Source organism: Serratia sp. TSO36 (assembly GCF_057808395.1).
The window spans coordinates 446882-466367 of record NZ_JBJZOU010000015.1; the positions used below are offsets into that span (position 1 = coordinate 446882).

A 19486-nucleotide genomic window follows, 5' to 3' on the forward strand; every position below is an offset into this window, starting at 1 on the left:
ATCACAGGGAAAGAAAGATGAAGACAAAACGGTTTTATCTGGCATCGCTGTTGGCGGTCGTCTGCTCGCTCTCCGCCGCGCCGCCAGCTTTCGCAGAGCAGACAACGAGACAGCATTTGACGTCCGATGATGTCAATCTGCCAGGCAGCGACTTTTTCCGTTTCTATCGCAGTGCAGATAAACAGGAAAAAGAGAAAGCGCGGATTTATTTGCTGGGCGTGCTGGACGCGACGGAAGGAAAAAGCTGGTGCCAATACAGCCAGCTACAAACCGTCACTCTGCAGGAGTTTGTGTTCGAATTCTTTAATAAACTTCCCGCTGCGCGCCTGCACGAAAGGGCAGCCTCCCTGATTGAAGAGGCTCTGGCGACTCGCTTCCCGTGCAAAGGAGGCAAAGCATGAAACCATTATATCGTCAGCTAAAAAGCAGCCATTACTCCTCTGATTACTCTAGCCCGGGATATTTGGCAGCAGAAGCCGTTTACGCCGAGATTGGTTATGAGCTTGATACGCTTCTAAAGCAAAACCCTGGTTATGCCAATACCTGTGCCGTCCGCATGAGCCTGGCGCTGTTGAAAGCCGGCATCAGCTTCAAAGGCCGCCTGCCAATCAAAAAAGGCGCCTATAAGGGTAAAACTATTGAACCTGGAGCCAAACTGCTGGCCGATCAGTTGCATCGCTCCAGTAGTTTTGGCAAAGCCAAAATTTTCTTTAAAGCTCCAGATGCAGAGAAGGGTATCGGCAATAAAAAAGGCGTCGTGTTCTTCAATAAAATAACCAACTATGATGGCGGACACATTGATCTTATTGAACCAGAAAACTCGCTATTGACCTGCCATTCCCATTGCTATTTTAACTGCAAAGAAGTCTGGTTTTGGGAATTAAGCTAGTGTTCCATCAGCTGACCAGTAAAAGCATGAGGTTTGGTTTAACTGCATGCTTGCTCATAGCAGGCAATCCAGAACGCACATGGACCAAGATAACGCGAAATAATTAAGCATTGAGCCATTAGCACTTAATAGTGGCTCGGTAACCCGTACCGATAGTTTTCGGTATTTAATAAGGTGCATGGCACAAGGATATAAATTGGTAATGCATTACCACACTTGCAATTCCTGCTGCTATTACCTGAGTTTTTCAACGTAACGTTAATACTACTGTTAACCCTTAATAAAGAGTGAAGAAACTATGGCTATTGATATGTTCCTGAAAGTTGAAGGTGCCAGCGGCGAATCTAAAGATTCGAATCACAAAGGCTGGACCGACATTACTTCTTTCTCCTGGGGCGCTTCTCAACCGGGCAATATGGGCGTTGGCGGCGGCGGTGGCGCTGGCAAAGTGTGCTTCAACGATCTGCACGTTAACGCGCTGGTCGACAAGTCAACCCCGGCGCTGCTGAAGCACTGCTCCAGCGGTAAGCACCTGACCAAGGTTGAGTTGTCTGTCTGCAAGGCGGGCGGTACTCAGGTTGAGTACGTTAAAATCACCCTGGACGACGTGCTGGTCACTGCAGTGCAGTACACCGGCGCAGGCGGCGAAGACACCGTGGGCGTCACATACTCCTTCCAGGCGGCGAAAGTGAAACAGCAATACTGGGAGCAGAGCGACAAAGGCGGCAAAGGCGCCGAAAGCAGCGCAGGTTGGAACATCAAGGAAAACCGCGAAGCTTAATTTGTATGCCCCCCGGTTACGGCCGGGGGTCTAATATAGGGAAATAACAATGAATAATAACCGCCCCATTTTTTCAGCCGCATGGGCTGCAAGCACTAAAATATATAACGCGCAATATTCAGCTCAGAATGTTGCCGAGATTATCGGTGGGCGTGTAGCCATGAATATTGCGCCTAATGGAAAGTGGGAAAACACCTGCGCTGTACGCATGAGCTACATCTTGAATAAATCTGGCTTTCCCATTCCTTATGTAAAAGATCAGACCGTATCAGGTGCCGATCGTCAATGGTATTTTTTTAGAGTTAAAGATCTTATCGCTTATTTGACAAAGATCTGGGGCGAACCCGACCTTCGAGTCAAGTTCCCTCCTCCAGGTGGTGGTGAATTAGCAGGAAAGAAGGGGATCATATTGTTTGAAATTGCAGGTTGGAGCGATGCCGGAGGACATGCTACGCTCTGGAATGGGAACGGCGATTGTTATGATCATTGTTATTTCAATGAACCAGAAGCTCGCTATACAACAAATTACGCTAACTTTTGGGTATTGAGATGAAAAAAATACTTATCTCCTTTTTTTGTCTATATGCCACTTGTGCTATAGCACAGAAAAATCAAGAAGAACCTATTGAAAAGTGGCCACCGCAGGCAGCATACAGAAACTATTTGCAAAACTATAAAGATATCGCTCTAACCTACTGCATTTCAGTCGCTTATAAGACATCACCAGAAGCCAGCAAAGATGCAATTGCCTCATCGAATGGAATCGATGCGTGGTCATACTATGCAATTCGTGATGAAGAATCCCCTATCATTGCGCTGACAAAGCAGTACTTGCAAAAGAATTACAATGCTAAGGATGGGAAAAGCCGCTTAGACTTAATGAAGTGCATGGATATGTACCATAGTAAAGATCTTGACAAACTTGCGAAAGACTATGTACAGCGCCCTAATGATAATTGGGTGAAAGACAATCCGGATAGAATAAATGAAAATCCTCCTCGGAAATAATCAGTGAAAAGAATCTTACTGACTGTGGCCATCGCCGCAACGTTGAACGCTAATGCAGCGACAAAAATTGACTACTCCCCTGCCGAGTACCTCAAAAACTACGCGCTTAGCGTTTGTATCGCCGAGGGGTACTCAGCGAAAGAAGTCAAAAACGATGCCGCCGCCGCTGCTCGGGGTTACATGGAGTTCGGCGATTATTCTCTGGAAGCGCATACCGCTGTCAGGGCGCTGGCAAAAGAATTTCTGGCAAAGCCCTATGACAGCATGTCTGGGGAGCCGATGACGATGGCAAAGTGCATCGATCTTGTACATAGCCAAGCGTTGCAAACCATCATCAAGAAGTACCAAGGGAAAGACGACAACTGATATCAGAGTTGCTCAAACGACGGCTCATATCAAAGGTTATCTCGGATGAGAAGATACACGTACTTTTTAATGTCTCTGCTGCTCGGAAGCCATGTAGTCCTTGCTGAAAACTCGCTCAATGCTTTATCGCAAGAGGCACTATATAAAAATTGGTTAGTCAGCCGCTGCATTGGGAAATCCACTGACTCAGAAAGAACCAAACAAGACGCCTTCCGTTCCGCCGCCGCCTATTTAGAATTGAGTGAACTGCCTCTGGATGCATTCGAACAAGGTGAAAAACTGGCTGAACAGTATGCCAATAAAAATAGCCAAGGCTCAGTTCAAGGGACTTACCATACTTTAGATTGTCTTTCACTGCAGAGCGCCAGTGAAGCTAACGTCATCTTTTCTCGCTACTCTAATCAGTAAATTAGTTATAAGAGGGTAGTTACCTTGGGATAATCAAGAAATCTAATTTCAATTCTCTAATCAACAAGCCTTCAATTAATAACAAAAGCATTTCGTAAAATTAAGACCACAACAAGCCTTAGTGAACGAGTTAAGAAACAACTTAACGGCTTGCCAAAATACCCGCCAATTTTGGCAAGCCACAGATCGAATCATTAATTATTGCACTACCTCCTAATCAGCAGGAATGCCTTATGCGATTTTCCATTGTAAAAAATAAAAGCGGCCAGGTTCCGCCGCAGAGCAGTTGCGATTTTCTGCCGCCGGGCGGCACCATCGGCCGCAGCGTGGACAACAACCTGGTGCTGCCGGACGAAGAGCGCGCCATTTCTCGCCTGCAGGCGATCGTGCATATTTCCGCTGACGGCGAATGCCGCATCACCAACCGCGGCAACGTTACCCGCGTGCTGCTGAACGACATTCCGCTGGAACGTGGCCGACAGGTTGAACTGCAGGACGGCGACGTGCTCGGCATCGACGATTACCAGATTGAAGTCAGCGCGCTGCAACAGCACGCCGCGCCACAGGCTCAAGCGGTGGCCAAGGCCGCCGCCGTTGCCGCTGTTACGGCCCCTGCAGCCGCCGCCAAAGAAAAATCCGCCGCGCCAATCCCCAACGAAATCTGGGACAGCCTGGTGGAAGAATTCACGCCGAATGCGCCGGCCGCCGCCACAGTCACACCGCCGCCGGTCGCCAATCCAGGCAACCACCCGCTGCTGGACACTCCCGCTCGCGAGCTGAACCCGGCCGATCCGCTGGCGCAGCTGGCGGGCGATGTCGATCTGCGCCAGCTGCAGCAGCAGCAAACCGATCCGGCAGCGCTGTTCAACACCGACACCACCTTTGAGCGCGAACACATCCTGGCCGATACCACCCCCAGCGCGCTGCTGGCGGAGCAGGCTGCGCCGCCGCGCCCGGTGGCTCCCACCCAAAAAACGCAGCAACCGGAGCAAGAGCTGGATCCGCTGGCGCTGTTCGGCGGTTCATCCGCGCCCGCTTCGCCAGAAGCGTTGAACAGCAACGATCCTCTGGGGCTGCTGATGGGCGGCGCCGTGCCGCTGGCCCAGCCGGAAGAACCGGTACAGCCGCCCGCGCCGCCGATCGCCGCACAACCGCAAGCGCCGCGCCCACAGCCGACGCCGCCACCTGTGCAAATCCCCGAGCCGCAGCCCCAACCCGCGCCGCAGTTCAGCCAGCAGGAACCACCCGTGCAGCCGCCGCGCCCGCGTCAGGGCAACCGCCTGGGCATCGATCCGGTCGCCTACCAGTCCGCCCAGCGGCAACACGCCGCCGCGCCGAATGGCGACACATTGGAAGGGCCGTTGCTGGCGGCGCTGCTGCAGGGCATCGGCCTCGACGATCTGCAGCCGCAGCCGCACTTCGACGAACAACAGATCCGCCAGGCCGGCCGCCTGCTGAGCCTGTTCTCGCAAGGCACCGTCGCCCTGCTGTCATCCCGCTCGATCCTCAAGCGCGGCGTGAAGGCCGAGATGACCATGATCCTCGACGAGGCCAACAACCCGTTCAAGCTGCTGCCTTCGGGCAAAACGGTGCTGATGCAGATGTTCGGCAGCCAGATGCCGGGCTTTATGCCGCCGGAGCAGGCGGTGCGCGACGCGCTGATCGACCTGCAGGCGCACCAGCTGGGGATGATCGCCGGTATTCGCGCCATCATCGCCGCCATGCTGCAGTCGTTCAACCCGGAGCGTCTCGAAGAGGAAGCGCGCAAGGAAGGCGTGGCGCCGCGCCTGTCGCTGCCCGCCAACCGCAAGGCTGCGCTGTGGGACTACTTCGTGAAGAACTATCAGCAAACCTCCGGCGAGATCGAGGACGATTTCCACACCCTGTTCGGCGAAGCCTTCCTGCACGCCTATGACGTTGAAGTGAATCAATACAAAGACTCACAGACCAAACCGGACGCGTAATGAATATCACCATAGCCTCTACCTCCAACCAGGGCGGCCGCGCCTCCAACCAGGATCAGACCGGCGAGGTGCTCGGCAACCGCGCCGCCTGCTTCGTGGTGTGCGACGGCATCGCCGGCTTTCCGGGCGGCGATATCGCCGCCAAACTGGCGCGCGACACCATTTTGCAAAACTTCGACGGCGAAAAGCACCTGAACGCCCAGAGCATTCGCCAGCACATTACGCGCGCCAACGCCGCCATCCACCAGCAGCAGCGGCAGTCGGACGAATACAGCAAGATGGGCACCACGCTGGTCAGCCTGTTTATCGATCGCGATTATCAGCTGGCCTACTGGGCGCACGCCGGCGACAGTCGCCTGTATCTCTTCCGCCGCGGCTACCTGCATGCCGTTACCACCGACCACAGCCTGATCCAACAGATGCAGGACGCCGGTTATCAGACCAACGGCATCAACAGCAACCTGCTGTATTTCGCACTGGGGCTCAATGAAGAGCGCGACGCCACCTACAGCGACGTGCTGCAGCTGGAAGACGGCGACGTTTTCCTGCTGTGCACCGACGGCTTCTGGCACAGCTTCAGCCAGGCCGAACTGGAACAGTCGCTGCACATGGTCAACTCCCCCAGCGAGTGGATCGCCCTGATGCAGCAGGCATGGAAGAAAAACAATAACAGCGATAACTACAGCGCTATCGCCGTCTGGATTGGCTCACCGCAGGAAACCACCCTGCTGCATTCGCTGGCGGATGCGGAGCGGTTTCTGAGCCGCGACTGAGCAGCGCACATTCACAGCAAGGTTCACTATGAAATATTGGATGCCGGGGCTCGTCGCCCTGATGGCGGTGCCGACCGCGCAGGCGATGAACTATCGCCTGGTTTACTCCCCCAGCCAGAAGCTGGAAGTGTTTATCGATGACGTCAAAAACAGCAATCCGGCAAGCTGGTGCGGCAAAAGCATCCCGCTGCGCATCGTCTCGGCGCAAAGCCAGGATCCGGCGGTGCTGAACGACTTCCTGCCGCGCGTCGGCAATCTGCTGGAAAAGCAGTGCCCGAAAACCGGCCACCTGCCCTGGACGCTGACCGACAAGCGCGGTGAGAAGCTGGCCAGCGGCGAGGCCGCCAAAGCGCGCGGCTGGAAACCGGTGGTCAAACAGGAGGCCGTCGAGCAGCCGCAGACCCCGCCGCAGCCGGCGATCCCTGCGGCGGTAGCCGTGACCTCTCCGCAAGCGGACACCGCGCCGGCTCAGCGTTTCAGCCTGCCGCAGGGCTGCCACTTCCGCACCTTCTGGCGTGACGAAGCCAACGGCGGCGCGCTGTTCATTCCCGCCGGCGACGCGCTGCGCTGCGGCGAAGACGGCTGGCTGCAGGGCAGCGGCGCGGTCACGCTGCAACAGGGCGGCAAAACCCTCTCGCCGACGCTGTGGTTCCTGCAAGGCTATCCGCTGGCGCAGATCAACGGCGGCGATCGCGCGCTGACCGTCGTCAGCGCCAACGCCCAGCGGCTGGTTCTGGGCGGCAACCCGCAGGCGCCGGGCAGCTTCCTGCTGCTGAGCTTCGAACCGAAGCTGCACGCGTGGGCGTTCAACGGCGAAGCGATCGTTGAAATGCCGCGCGTCGACGCCGCAGACGAGAACAAGATCAAACAGCGCCTGCAGCAGGCGCAAACCGCCTGGCAACCGCTGCTGAGCGCCCCCGCTCCGCTGACCTTCAAGCTGGTGGAAAAGCTGGCCGCAGACCGGGTCGATCCCGCCAGCGGCAGCTACCTGTCGGTTAACGGCGCCACTCACTGATTATAAGGAAAGCCTGTGAAATCATTAGCAAGCATGCTGCAAGGCCAGTCGATCGGCGCGGCCATCACCGCCGTCGAAAACGATATCAAGGCGAAACCGGCGGATGCCGACCTGCGCGCCGTGCTGGTGCAACTGCTGTGCCTGAGCGGCAACTGGACGCGCGCCAACGCGCAGCTGAAATCCTGGCAGGCGCTGAAACCGATAGCTCAACCGACCACGCTGCTGCTGATGCAGTCGGTCAACGCCGAGCTGCAACGCCAGGCGGTGTTCGCCGGCACGGCCGCGCCGGCGCTGCTGCGGCAGGATCAGCCCTGGCTGAAACTGATGGTGCAGGCGCTGCATCAGGATGCGCAAGGGGCGGCCGAACAGGCCCAGGCGCTGCGCGATGAAGCGCTGGAGGCCGCCCCGGCCGGCGCCGGGCGGTTAACGCTGGCCGAAGGCGACCAAGAACGGCAACTGCATTTCGACTGGCTGACCGACGGTGACGGCCGCCTCGGCCCGGTGTGCGAGCTGGCGCTGAACGGCGTTTACTACTGGCTGCCGTTCGCCGACATCGCCGCGATCCAGTTCCAGGCGCCGCAGAGCGCCATCGATCTGGTGTGGAGCCATGCGCTGGTGCGCCTGACCGACGGCCGCGAACAGGTGTGCCAACTGCCTGCCCGCTACCCGCTGGCCGAAGACAGCGACGACGCGCTGCTGCTGGGCAAACGCACCGAATGGCAACCGCTGGGCGACGGCACCCACTATGCGGGGCTGGGCTTGAAGACCTGGCTCAGCGAAAGCGACGAATTCCCGCTGCACAGCCTGCGGCAGCTGAGCTTCGACGCGAGCGCCTGACCATGAACGACAAGCGCCCCCCCCACTACGACGGCGGCGATCTGCACCGCCAGGGCTATCGCTATCGTCAGGACAGCGAACGCCTGACGTCACGCGACAAAATGCAGCCGGTGCTGCTCGACATGCTGACCGACGACGAGCCGCAGAAAAAACAGGAGGCGCAGGTGCGCAACCTGGTGTCGCACAGCGAACTGCGCCGCCGGGTGCTGCGCGATCTGCAGTGGCTGTTCAACTGCGTCAACAGCGAATCCAATCTGGATCTCGGCGATTTTCCGCAGGTGCGGCGCTCCACCCTGAATTACGGCATCGCCTCGCTGGCGGGCAAGCGCATGTCGGACATCGAATGGCTCGACATTCAGCGCGCGCTGACCGAGTCCATTCTCCATTTCGAGCCGCGCATTTTACCTGAGGGGCTGCAGGTGCGCTGCATCTCGGACACCGGCTCACTGGAGCTGCACAACGTGTTGTCGATCGAAATCAAGGGCCGCCTGTGGTGCGTGCCCTATCCGCTGGAGTTTCTGTTCCGTACCGATGTGGATCTGGAAAACGGCCACTTCGATCTGAAAGACATAGGGTAAGGCGATGGACAGTAAACTTTTAGACTATTACAACCGCGAGCTGGCCTATCTGCGCGAGATGGGCGCCGAGTTCGCCGAACAGTACCCGAAGGTCGCGGGCCGTCTTGGCATGCGCGGCATCGACGTGGCGGATCCTTATATCGAGCGCCTGATGGAGGGCTTTGCCTTCCTCACCTCGCGCGTGCAGCTGAAAATGGACGCCGAGTTCCCGCGCTTTTCTCAGCGCTTGCTGGAGATCATCTACCCCAACTACCTGTCGCCGACGCCGTCGATGGCGATCGCCGAGCTGCAGCCGGACAGCAGCAAAGGTGACATCAGCAACGGCTTCGTGGTGCCGCGCGGCACCATGATGGACAGCCAGACGCTGAAGAAAAGCGGCATCACCTGCAGCTACGCCACCGCCCATGACGTCACGCTGCAGCCGGTGCGCATCGCCGGCGTCGAGCTGGGCGGCATTCCGGCCGATATCCCGTTGGCCTCGCTGGGGCTGCAGCACAGCGGCTGCGTCAGCGCGCTGCGCATTCGTCTCGAGTGCTACGAAAGCGTGACGCTCAACAACCTGCAGCTGGATCAGCTGATGTTTTACCTGGCCGGGCCGGACATGCAGGCGCAGCAGCTGCTGGAACTGCTGATGCAGCACAGCGTCGGGCTTGTCTGCCAAACGGTGGAGGCGCAGCCACAGCGGCGGGCGCTGGCGCTGGACGGGCTGCGGCAGGAGGGCTTCGCCGCCGATCAGGCGCTGCTGCCCAACGACCTGCGCAACTTCGAAGGCTACCGGCTGCTGCAGGAGTACTTCGCCTTCCCGGCGCGCTTCCAGTTCTTCAGCGTCAACGGCCTGCGTCCGCTGCTGCAAAGCGTGCGCGAAGGGAAAAAGGCGCTGCGCCAGTTCGAAATCGTGGTGCTGCTGGATCGGCACGACGCCGCGCTGGAACGGGTGGTCGACGCCGCCCATTTGGCGCTGCACTGCACGCCGGTGATCAACCTGTTTCCGAAGGTCGCCGAACGCATCGCGATCAACGAAAAAAACCACGAATACCATCTGGTGGTCGACAATATCCGGCCGCTGGATTACGAAGTGTTCTCGGTGCAGCGGCTCGGCGGCAGCGCCAGCGAAAAACGCTACGAGCAAGAGTTTCGGCCGTTTTACAGCACCCTGAGCGCGGACGACGGCAACTATGGCGCCTACTTCTCGCTGCGGCGCGAACAGCGCACGCTGTCGGAGCACGCCCGCCGCTACGGCACCCGCACCGGCTATGCCGGTTCGGAAGTGTTCGTGTCACTGGTGGACGAGCGGCAATCGCCGTGGCACAGCGATCTGAAATACCTCACCGCCGACGTGCTGTGCACCAGCCGCGACCTGCCGTTGATGCTGCTACAACAGGATCAGGGCAACTTCGTGATGCCCGACTCGATCCCGATCAAGCAGGTCTCGCTGCGCAAAGGTCCCACCCCGCCGCGCCCGGCGCTGGCCGAAGGCATGATCACCTGGCGGCTGATCAGCCAGCTGCAGCTGAACTACCTCAGCATGATGGACGGCGATCCGGAACAGGGCGCCGCCAGCCTGCGCCAGCTGCTGGGGCTGTACGGCAACCTGAGCGAGCCGGCGATCGCCAAACAGATCCAGGGCGTGCGCCATTGCAACCTGCGGCCGGTTTATCGGCGAGTGCCGGAGCCGGGCCCCATCGTGTTCGCGCGCGGCATCGCCATCGATCTGACGGTCGATGAGCAGGCGTTCTCCGGCAACAGCCCTTATATGCTCGGCAGCGTGCTGGAGCGCCTGTTCTCACGCCTGGTGGCGATGAACACCTTCACCGAGATGACACTCTCCAGCCAGCAGCGCGGCGAAATCGCCCACTGGCAGGCGCGCATGGGCAAAAGGACGCTGATATGAGCGCGGAGATGATTGCCACCGAACTGGCGCCGCCGCAGATCAACGCGCTGTATCGCCTGCCGGACGACTTCTGGCCGCGGCTGCGCAGCGCGCCTTACAAGCACGATCTGTTTCAGCTGCTGCGCCGCATCGACGCCCAGGGCGGCCAGCCTTACCTGCTGGGGCGCGCGCCGCTGCCGCGCCACGAGATGCTGCGCCTGGGCCAGGAGCCGTCGCTGTCGTTCGCGCCCTCCACGCTGGCGCAGGTGGCGCCGCGCGCCAACAGCCCGCTGCACGACGTCTCGATCTTCAGCTTCGGCCTGTTCGGCCCCAACGGGCCGCTGCCGCTGCACCTGACCGAATACGTGCGCGAACGGGTGTACCACCACCAGGACACCACCCTGCTGGCGTTCACCAACCTGTTCCATCACCGGCTGACGCTGCTGTTTTACCGCGCCTGGGCCGACGCGCAGCCGACGGTGTCGCTGGATCGCCCGGACAACCGGCGCTTCGACGAATACCTGTCGAGCCTGATCGGCATCGGCCAGCCGGCGCAGCAGGAACGCGACAGCATCAACGCCCACGCCAAACATTTTATGGCCGGTCATCTGATTCGCCACAGCCGCGATCCGGAAGGCCTGAGCAAGATTTTGCAGCAGTATTTCAAGGTGCCGGTGCGCATCGTCGAAAACGTGCCGCACTGGCTGCGGGTGGAACCGCGCGAACAAGCTCGGCTCAAGGCCGGGCGCGGCGCGCCGCGGCTCGGCGAATCGGCCTTTCTCGGCATCGCGGTGCGCGATATTCAGCACAAATTCCGCATCGAGCTGGGGCCGATGCCGCAGCAAGACTATGACCGCTTCCTGCCCGGCGCCGACCTGTGCCGGCAACTGCGCGACTGGGTGCGCCAATATCTGGGCATCGAGTTCGTCTGGGAAGTGCGCCTGATCCTGGCGAAGGAACAGGCGCACGGCATCCAGCTCGGCGGCGCGCAGCGGCTGGGCCTGAGCAGCTGGCTGGCCGACGATCGGCGGCAACGCGATCTCGACGATCTGATCTTCAGCCCTGAACCGCTGGAAAATCCGTTCTGACCCTATTTCGGCCGGCGCCCTGCGGCGCCAGGCCACTCTGAGACCTGAGGAAAACCATGTCTGAAATCAGCCGCTCGGTATTATTTGGCAAACTGGATAGCCTGTTATTCACCTCTCTGGAAAGTGCGACGGCGTTTTGCAAGCTGCGCGGTAACCCCTACGTCGAACTGGCGCACTGGCTGCATCAGCTGATGCAATCGCCGGACGGCGATCTGCAGCAGATCGTCCGCCACTTCGCGCTGGACGAGGCGCAGCTGGCGCGCGATATCGTCGAGGCGCTCGATCGCCTGCCCCGCGGCGCCAGCGCCATTTCCGATCTGTCCGAGCACATCGACAGCGCGGTAGAACGCGCCTGGGTCTATGGCTCATTGAAATTCGGCGCGGCGCGCATCCGCGGCGGCCACCTGCTGCTCGGCATCCTGAAAACCTACAGCCTGCGCCATCTGCTGAAGGCCATTTCCCCGCAGTTCGAGCGCATCAACGCCGATCTGTTGATGGAGCAGTTCGCCGCCATCACCGCTCACTCGGCGGAAAACGCCCAGGATGCGGCGGCTGAAAGCGGCGCCGAGAACGTATCCGGCGCGGCGCGCAGCGGTGAAAGCGTGCTGGCGCAGTATGCCCAGGATCTGACCGCCAGAGCGCGCAACGGCGAGATCGACCCGGTGGCCGGCCGCGATGAGGAGATCCGGCAAATCATCGATATCCTGATGCGCCGCCGCCAGAACAACCCGCTGCTGACCGGCGAGGCCGGCGTCGGGAAAACCGCGGTGGTGGAAGGCCTGGCGCTGCGCATCGTGGCCGGCGACGTGCCGCCGCAGCTGCGCGACGTGAAACTGTGCCTGCTGGACATCGGCATGCTGCAGGCCGGCGCCGGCGTCAAAGGCGAGTTTGAAAAACGGCTGCAGGCGGTGATCGACGAAGTGCAGTCCAGCCCGACGCCGATCATCCTGTTTATCGACGAAATTCACACCCTGATCGGCGCCGGCGGCGCCCAGGGCACCGGCGACGCCGCAAACCTGCTGAAACCGGCGCTGGCGCGCGGCCAGCTGCGCACCCTCGGCGCCACCACCTGGTCGGAATACAAGAAATACATCGAGAAGGATCCGGCGCTCACCCGCCGTTTCCAGGTGGTCCAGGTACACGAGCCGAGCGAAGACAAAGCGCTGCTGATGCTGCGCAGCACCGTCAGCCCGCTGGAGCAACACCACCGCGTGCTGCTGCTGGATGAAGCGGTGGACGCCGCGGTGCGGCTTTCGCATCGCTATATTCCTGCCCGCCAGTTGCCGGACAAGGCGGTGGCGCTGCTGGATACCGCCTGCGCGCGCGTGGCGGTCAGCCAACATGCCGAGCCTGCTCAGGTCGAAGACTGCCGCCACCGCATCGATGCGCTGCAGATAGAGTTGGATATCGCCCGCCGCGAGGCCAAGGTCGGCATCGGCGATCCCCTGCGCCCGCAGGAGATTGAAGCCCAGCTGACCGCGCTGCGCCAGGAATTGGAACAGCTGACCGAGCGCTGGCAGCAGGAGCTGGCGCTGATCCAAGAGATCATCACACTGCGCGCTCAGCTACACCAACAGGAAGCGGAATCTGCCGACGAAGAGACGCAGGCTGGCCCTGACGCCGACGCGCTGCGCGCCCAGTTGGGCGAACTGCAGCAGCAGTTGAGCGCGCTGCAGGGCGAAGCGCCGCTGATCTTCGCCGCCGTCGACGCCAACATCGTGGCGGCGGTAGTGGCCGACTGGACCGGCATCCCGCTGGGCCGCATGGTGAAAAACGAGATTGAGGCGGTGCTGCAACTCTCCGACACCCTGAACCAGCGCGTGATCGGCCAACGCCATGCGCTGGATCTGATCGCCCGCCGGGTGCGCACTTCGCGGGCGCGGCTGGACGATCCGAACAAGCCGGTCGGGGTGTTCCTGCTGGCCGGGCCGTCCGGCGTCGGCAAGACCGAAACCGCACTAGCGCTGGCGGAAACCCTGTACGGCGGCGAGCAGAACGTCATCACCATCAACATGAGCGAATTCCAGGAGTCGCACACCGTTTCGACGCTGAAAGGCGCGCCCCCGGGCTATGTCGGCTACGGCGAAGGCGGCGTGCTGACCGAGGCGGTGCGCCGCCGCCCTTACAGCGTGGTGCTGCTGGACGAAATCGAGAAGGCGCACCCGGACGTGCATGAAATCTTCTTCCAGGTGTTCGACAAGGGCTGGATGGAGGACGGCGAAGGCCGCCATATCGATTTCCGCAACACCATCATCATCCTGACCTCCAACGTCGGCACCGATCTGATCGCCGGACTGTGCAGCGATCCGGAACTGCTGCCGGAGCCAGAGGCGCTGAGCGGCGCGCTGCGCCAGCCGCTGCTGTCGGTGTTCCCGGCCGCCTTGCTCGGCCGCCTGCTGGTGGTGCCGTATTACCCGCTGACCGACGCCACGCTGGGCAACATCGTGCGCCTGCAGCTGGGCCGCATCCAGCGTCGCCTGGCGGAGAATCACGACATCGTCTGCACCTTCGACGACGCGGTCATCGAGCAGATCGTCAGCCGCTGCACCGAGGTGGAGTCCGGCGGCCGCATGGTCGACGCCATCCTGACCAACACCCTGCTGCCGCAGATCAGCCACACCCTGCTGACCGGCAGCGCCAACGACCAGCGCTATCGCCAGCTGCATATCGCGCTGCAGAACAACGAATTCATTTGTCAATTTCAGGCATAACGCCGCGGCCGCCGAGACGGCGGCCCTTTGAACACAGAGAGTCATCACTATGTCGGGAACCGGGATAACCAAACCGAATTCGAACAGCCTGCCGAGCGGCTATCGATTCAACGAATTCGAGATCCAGGAAGCGATCGGCGAAGGCGGCTTCGGCATCGTCTACCGCGCCTACGATCACCAACTGGAACGCACCATCGCCATCAAAGAATACATGCCGACCTCGCTGGCGAAACGCAACGACGATCTCAGCATCGGGCTGCGCGGCGAGCGCTTCGGCAAAACCTTCCAGGCCGGGCTGAACAGCTTTATTCAGGAGGCGCGCCTGCTGGCGCGCTTCTCGCACCCCGGCCTGCTGCACGTGCTGCGCTTCTGGGAAGAGAACGGCACCGCCTACATGGGCACCCAGTTTTACAGCGGTACCACGCTGAAGAACCTGCAGGCGCAGCAGTCGGAGAAAATCGACGAGGCGTGGATCCGGCGGCTGCTGCCGCCGCTATTCAGCGCCATCAACACCATCCATCAGGAAGGCTACCTGCACCGCGACATCTCACTGGATAACATCCAAATCCAGGAGAGCCAGCTGCCGGTACTGCTGGACTTCGGGTCGGCGCGCAAAGAGATCGGCAACCTGTCGGACGAAACGGAAATCATGCTGAAACCGGGTTTCGCGCCGATCGAGCAGTACACCGAGAACAGCGACGGCGAACAGGGGCCCTGGACCGATATTTATGCGCTGGGCGCCGTGCTGCACACGCTGATCGTCGGTTCGCCGCCGCCGGTCAGCGTGGTGCGCAGCATCGAAGACAGCTATCAGCCGCTGGCCGAGCGCCGTCCCGCCGGCTACTCGCCGGAGCTGCTTCGCACCGTCGACCGCGCGCTGGCGCTGAAACCGGAAGACCGCCCGCAGACCATCGATGAAATGGCCGAGCTGTTGCAGCTGCCGATCGCCGATGAAAACGAAATCATCAGCACCCCGGCCGCCGCGCCGGAGAACCTGCTGGTGGCCGCCAACCCGGCTGCTGCCGCCGCGGCCGCCGGCACCGTTACCGCGCGCAGCACCCAATTCTCGCGGCCGATGATGGCCGGCGCCGGCGTCGCGGCGCTGCTGGCGATCGGCGCCGTCGCCTGGCTGAGCGGCGGCGAGGATGATACCCCGGCCGTAGCGCAAAACACCGCAGCGTCACCGGCGCAGAAAACCCTGACGGAGCAGCCGAGCGCGCCGCAAATCGCGCCATCTGCGCCGGTGGAACCGCAAAAGGCGGCGCCGCCACCGCAGCCGGTGGCGCTGGTGTACTTCAAACTGCAGCCGGGCGAACAGGTCAGCCTCGACGGCAAGCCGCAGCAGGTGACGCCGGGCGAAAACGGCTTCGCCAGCCTGAATCTGGCGCCGGGTCGTTATCAGCTGGAGATCCGCCACAACGATCGGCTCCGCCAGCAGCAACTCAGCATCGACAACGCCGGCACCTGGCTGGTCAATCCGGCCACCGCCGGTTAATCCCGTTCTGCCCCCCGCCGCGGCGGGGGTTCCCCTTTTTCATGAGACTGACGCACCACTGCCCACCATCATTGGCCGCGCGGCAAGGCCGCTGCAAGGTCGGGGTATGCAGGGCACGACGTCAATCACAGAGGATGTTCTCATGTTGGATCGCATTATTGCGCACACGCCGCTGGGCCAGGAGCAGCTGCTGTTCCGCTCGCTGGACGGTATCGAGGCGCTTTCCACCCCTTTCGACTTCTCTATTGAATTGCTGAGCACCGACGCGCGGCTCGATCGCAAAGCGCTGCTCGGCCAACCGCTGACGCTGGAGATCCCGACTCAGGGCTTTCTCAGCGCCCCGCGCTACCTGAATGGCAAGATCACCGCCATCGCCGTCAGCAGCGAAGAGATCGGCGGCACGCGCTACGCGGTGTATAACCTGCACGTGCAGCCGGATCTGTGGCCGATGACCAAGGATCGCAACTTCCGCATCTTCCAGGAACAAACGGTGCCGCAGATCGTCAAGACTCTGCTGGCGGAGCACAACGTACAGTTGGAAGATCAGCTGACCGGCGACTATCGCCTGTGGGGCTACTGCGTGCAGTACAACGAAAGCAGCTTCAACTTCATCAGCCGTCTGATGGAGCAGGAGGGCATCTATTACTATTTCAAACACGAGATGGACAAACACACGCTGGTGCTCGGGGATGCGCCCCACCACCACCAGCCCTATCCCGGCTACGAGATGATCCCCTACCACCTGACGCCGTCCGGCGGCAGCACCAGCGAGGAAGGCATCAGCCAGTGGACGTTGTCCGATCGCGTCACGCCGGGCATCTACAGCCTGGACGACTACGATTTTCGCAAGCCGAACGCCTGGCTGTTCCAGGCGCGGCAAAACCCGGTCTCGCCGACGCCGGGGCAGATCGACGTCTACGACTGGCCGGGCCGCTACACCGAGCATCAGCAGGGGGAGTTCTACGCCCGCGTGCGCCAGGAAGCCTGGCAGGCCGAGCATCAGCAGATCCGGGGCACCGCCACCGCGATGGGCATCGCTCCCGGCAGCACCTTTACGCTGTATAACGCCCCGCACGCCGACGACAACCGCGAGTACCTGACGCTGCAGGCCAACTACCATCTGAAAGAGAACCGCTACGCCAGCGGCGACGATCAGAGCAGCGAACACCGTATCGACTTCACCGTGCTGCCGGCGGACGTGCCCTGGCACCCGCCGCAGCAGGCCACCTGGCCGAAAACCCACGGGCCGCAGACCGCCCGGGTGGTCGGCCCGGCCGGCGAATCAATCTGGACCGACAAATACGGCCGCATCAAGGTGAAATTCCACTGGGACCGCTTCGGGCCGAAGGACGACGGCAGCTCCTGCTGGGTGCGCGTCTCCAGCGCCTGGGCCGGCCAGGGCTACGGCGGCGTGCAGATCCCGCGCGTCAACGACGAAGTGGTGGTGGACTTTATCAACGGCGATCCGGATCGGCCGATCGTCACCGGGCGCGTTTATAACGAAGCCAGCATGCCGCCGTGGGCGCTGCCGGCCGCCGCCACCCAAATGGGCTTTATGAGCCGTTCCAAGGACGGCACCGCCGACAACGCCAACGCCCTGCGTTTCGAAGACAAGGCCGGCGCCGAACAGGTGTGGATCCAGGCGGAACGCAACATGGACACCCAGGTCAAAAACGATGAGAGCCACAGCATCGCTAACGACCACACCCACCTGGTGGGCGGCAACCAGATCAAACGGGTGGTGCTCAATCAGGCCAGCGGCGTCAAAGGCGAGGCCTCGGCGCTGACCGGCAAAACGCGCAGCGACGCCGTGGTCAACGCCTTTACCCTCGGCTCCGGCGAATCGCTGCGGCTGGAGTGCGGCGAAAGCGTGATCGAGCTGCTGGCGAACGGCCAAATCAACATCACCGGCACCAGCTTCAATATCACGGTGAAAGAGGACGGGGAGATCAATACCGGCGGCCAGCTGGATCTCAACCAGCCCGGCGGCGCCGCGCGCACCGCCGCGCCGGGCGGCGGCCATCAGGCGGCGATCCAGAGCGCCGTCGATCAGCTGTTCCCTAAAGAGTAGCCAAGTGGCACGCAGGAAAAGCCGGTTAACGCCGGCTTTCGGGCGGCGGCGCCGGCAAAACCGGCTGCCGCTGTAACCCCTTTTGGCAAGGAGATGAATGCGCTGGCGGCAAGATCACCGACGTTTAGCCAAAACAACGGGCTGAAGCTGTCCCGTTCATCGCTTCAGCCTTCCTTATCATCAACGCCCCCTCACCACTTCTTCACCGTCTGGTAAATATCGAGGTCGAAATAGCCGTCGGCTTCGCAGTCGTTGAGATAGTGTTCATAGCTTACCCCCTCAACCGGCTGATAGCCGCTGGCCGGCAACAGCTTCTGGTAGAACTCGCCCCACACCCGCTCGAAGTCGCCATCGCTGATGCGCACGTGGTAGACCGCGTACTGCCCGGCGGGTAGCGTCTGCACGGTAACGCCCTCGTTCTCCGCCGGCAGCGCGAAATCGTCCGCCACGCTCATCACCACGTCGGCGCGCAGCTTTTCCGACGCCACTTCCGCCGGATCGTCCCAATACAGCACCAGCCATTTGCCGAACGGCACGCCGTGGCGCTGCCGCCATGCCAGCAGTTGCTGCGAGCCCTGTGGGATCGTCTGCGGATACGGCCCCACGACTCTCACCCCCACCACCTTCTCCGCCGCCTTATCGATAATCCTCACGCTCATCGCCCTTCCCCCTCACATTGTCTCAGGCGCCGATTTCGGTGCGCACGTCCAGCAGCTCGGGGAAAAAGGTCAGATCCAACGCCTTTTTCAGGAAGCTGACGCCGCTGGAACCGCCGGTGCCCGACTTAAAGCCAATGATCCGCTCCACCGTTTTCATATGGCGGAAGCGCCACAGATGGAAGCTCTCTTCGATATCCACCAGCTTCTCCGCCATTTCATAAGCTTCCCAGTAGGTTTGCGGGTTGTCGTAGATCACTTTGAACGCCGGCAGCAGATCCGGGTTGCGCTGGTAGGGCTGCGTCCAGTCGCGCTCGAGGCACTCCTGCGGGATCGGCAAGCCGTGGCGCGCCAGGTACAGCAAGTATTCGTCGTACAGGCTCGGTGCTTCGAGGATCGCCTTCAGCGCGGCGTGTTTTTCCGCGTCGCTGCTGAACACCGCCAGCATCGCCGCATTCTTGTTGCCGAGCAGGAACTCGATCGAGCGATATTGGTGCGACTGGAAGCCCGACGAGCTGCCCAGCACGTCGCGAAACTCGACGTACTCCGACGGCGTCAGCGTTTCCAGCACCGCCCACTGTTCGAACAACAGCCGCTGGATCTGTTTGACGCGCGCGAGGATTTTGAAGCAGTGGCTGAGTTTGTCCTGCTGCACCAGCCGCAGCGCCGCCTGCAGCTCATGCAGCATCAACTTCATCCACAGCTCGGAGGTTTGGTGCTGTATCACGAACAGCATTTCATCATGATGCGGCGGGTTGGAGAGCGGGTGCTGGCAGTCCAGCAGTTGGTCCAGGCACAGGTAGTCGCCGTAGCTCATGCGTTTGGAAAAATCGGTGACAATCGCGCTTTCTAATTCCCGTTTGTTCATCTGTGATCTCCGTTGCGCCCAGCGCCCCATCGGCCTGGAACGTGCCGCAAAGAGAAAACAATAGTACAGAACCCGCCGCCCCGAAGGGCGATAAACGAGAGGTGCTTC

The 19486-nt window shown here is 61.0% G+C and carries 19 protein-coding genes; 17 read left to right on the top strand and 2 right to left on the bottom strand.

Annotation, left to right across the window (positions count from 1 at the left end; translation table 11 throughout):
* Positions 1–17: 17 nt before the first annotated feature.
* The 17 genes from ACK3CV_RS15610 (at position 18) to ACK3CV_RS15690 (ending at position 17854) form a co-directional block, all read left to right on the top strand.
* Positions 18–401, top strand: a complete 384-nt coding sequence (locus ACK3CV_RS15610; protein WP_049194641.1) for a Rap1a/Tai family immunity protein — start codon at positions 18–20, stop codon at positions 399–401.
* A complete protein-coding gene (locus ACK3CV_RS15615) occupies positions 398–889 on the top strand; it encodes a T6SS effector amidase Tae4 family protein (RefSeq protein WP_049194640.1) in 492 nt (163 codons plus the stop codon). The genes ACK3CV_RS15610 and ACK3CV_RS15615 overlap by 4 nt, the downstream gene beginning before the upstream one ends.
* A gap of 298 nt (positions 890–1187) precedes the next feature.
* Positions 1188–1670 carry an Hcp family type VI secretion system effector gene (locus ACK3CV_RS15620; protein ID WP_004961372.1) on the top strand — a complete coding sequence of 161 codons (483 nt, stop codon included), beginning with the start codon at positions 1188–1190 and terminating at the stop codon, positions 1668–1670.
* Positions 1671–1719: 49 nt separating this feature from the next.
* Positions 1720–2223: a type VI secretion system amidase effector protein Tae4 gene (locus ACK3CV_RS15625; protein ID WP_075205976.1), complete on the top strand. Its 504-nt coding sequence runs from the start codon at positions 1720–1722 to the stop codon at positions 2221–2223.
* Complete coding sequence (locus ACK3CV_RS15630; protein ID WP_033653617.1) at positions 2220–2678, top strand: T6SS amidase immunity protein Tai4 family protein; 459 nt, start codon at positions 2220–2222, stop codon at positions 2676–2678. The genes ACK3CV_RS15625 and ACK3CV_RS15630 overlap by 4 nt, the downstream gene beginning before the upstream one ends.
* 18 nt (positions 2679–2696) lie before the next feature.
* Positions 2697–3044, top strand: coding sequence for a T6SS amidase immunity protein Tai4 family protein (locus ACK3CV_RS15635; RefSeq protein ID WP_256498823.1), 348 nt, complete (start codon positions 2697–2699; stop codon positions 3042–3044).
* 69 nt (positions 3045–3113) lie between these two features.
* Complete coding sequence (locus tag ACK3CV_RS15640) at positions 3114–3452, top strand: T6SS amidase immunity protein Tai4 family protein (RefSeq protein WP_239504624.1); 339 nt, start codon at positions 3114–3116, stop codon at positions 3450–3452.
* Between the two features lie 233 nt (positions 3453–3685).
* Positions 3686–5416, top strand: coding sequence for a type VI secretion system-associated FHA domain protein TagH (gene tagH / locus ACK3CV_RS15645; RefSeq protein WP_164037598.1), 1731 nt, complete (start codon positions 3686–3688; stop codon positions 5414–5416).
* Entirely contained in the window at positions 5416–6189 is a 774-nt protein-coding gene (locus ACK3CV_RS15650) for a PP2C family protein-serine/threonine phosphatase (RefSeq protein ID WP_015378289.1), read from the top strand. Before tagH ends, ACK3CV_RS15650 begins: the two co-directional genes overlap by 1 nt.
* Before the next feature lie 28 nt (positions 6190–6217).
* Positions 6218–7204 (top strand): hypothetical protein, encoded by a 987-nt coding sequence (locus ACK3CV_RS15655; RefSeq protein ID WP_033653614.1) that lies wholly within the window; start codon positions 6218–6220, stop codon positions 7202–7204.
* A 15-nt stretch (positions 7205–7219) separates the two neighbouring features.
* On the top strand, positions 7220–8041 hold the full coding sequence (locus ACK3CV_RS15660) for a type VI secretion system accessory protein TagJ (protein ID WP_275043025.1): 822 nt from the start codon (positions 7220–7222) through the stop codon (positions 8039–8041).
* Positions 8042–8043: 2 nt separating this feature from the next.
* On the top strand, positions 8044–8619 hold the full coding sequence (locus ACK3CV_RS15665) for a type VI secretion system baseplate subunit TssE (RefSeq protein ID WP_047571529.1): 576 nt from the start codon (positions 8044–8046) through the stop codon (positions 8617–8619).
* A 4-nt stretch (positions 8620–8623) separates the two neighbouring features.
* Complete coding sequence (tssF, locus tag ACK3CV_RS15670) at positions 8624–10510, top strand: type VI secretion system baseplate subunit TssF (RefSeq protein ID WP_164140873.1); 1887 nt, start codon at positions 8624–8626, stop codon at positions 10508–10510.
* Positions 10507–11577, top strand: coding sequence for a type VI secretion system baseplate subunit TssG (gene tssG, locus ACK3CV_RS15675; protein ID WP_033647813.1), 1071 nt, complete (start codon positions 10507–10509; stop codon positions 11575–11577). Before tssF ends, tssG begins: the two co-directional genes overlap by 4 nt.
* A gap of 56 nt (positions 11578–11633) precedes the next feature.
* Positions 11634–14288, top strand: coding sequence for a type VI secretion system ATPase TssH (gene tssH, locus ACK3CV_RS15680; protein ID WP_164140875.1), 2655 nt, complete (start codon positions 11634–11636; stop codon positions 14286–14288).
* 49 nt (positions 14289–14337) lie between these two features.
* Positions 14338–15783, top strand: a complete 1446-nt coding sequence (locus ACK3CV_RS15685; protein ID WP_164140877.1) for a serine/threonine protein kinase — start codon at positions 14338–14340, stop codon at positions 15781–15783.
* 142 nt (positions 15784–15925) lie between these two features.
* On the top strand, positions 15926–17854 hold the full coding sequence (locus tag ACK3CV_RS15690; RefSeq protein ID WP_164140879.1) for a type VI secretion system Vgr family protein: 1929 nt from the start codon (positions 15926–15928) through the stop codon (positions 17852–17854).
* A gap of 191 nt (positions 17855–18045) precedes the next feature.
* On the opposite strand, the gene sbmC is transcribed toward ACK3CV_RS15690, so the two are convergent.
* Positions 18046–18513, bottom strand: coding sequence for a DNA gyrase inhibitor SbmC (gene sbmC, locus ACK3CV_RS15695; RefSeq protein WP_164140881.1), 468 nt, complete (start codon positions 18511–18513; stop codon positions 18046–18048).
* 22 nt (positions 18514–18535) lie between these two features.
* Entirely contained in the window at positions 18536–19378 is an 843-nt protein-coding gene (kynA, locus tag ACK3CV_RS15700; protein WP_033635042.1) for a tryptophan 2,3-dioxygenase, read from the bottom strand.
* Positions 19379–19486: the final 108 nt, after the last annotated feature.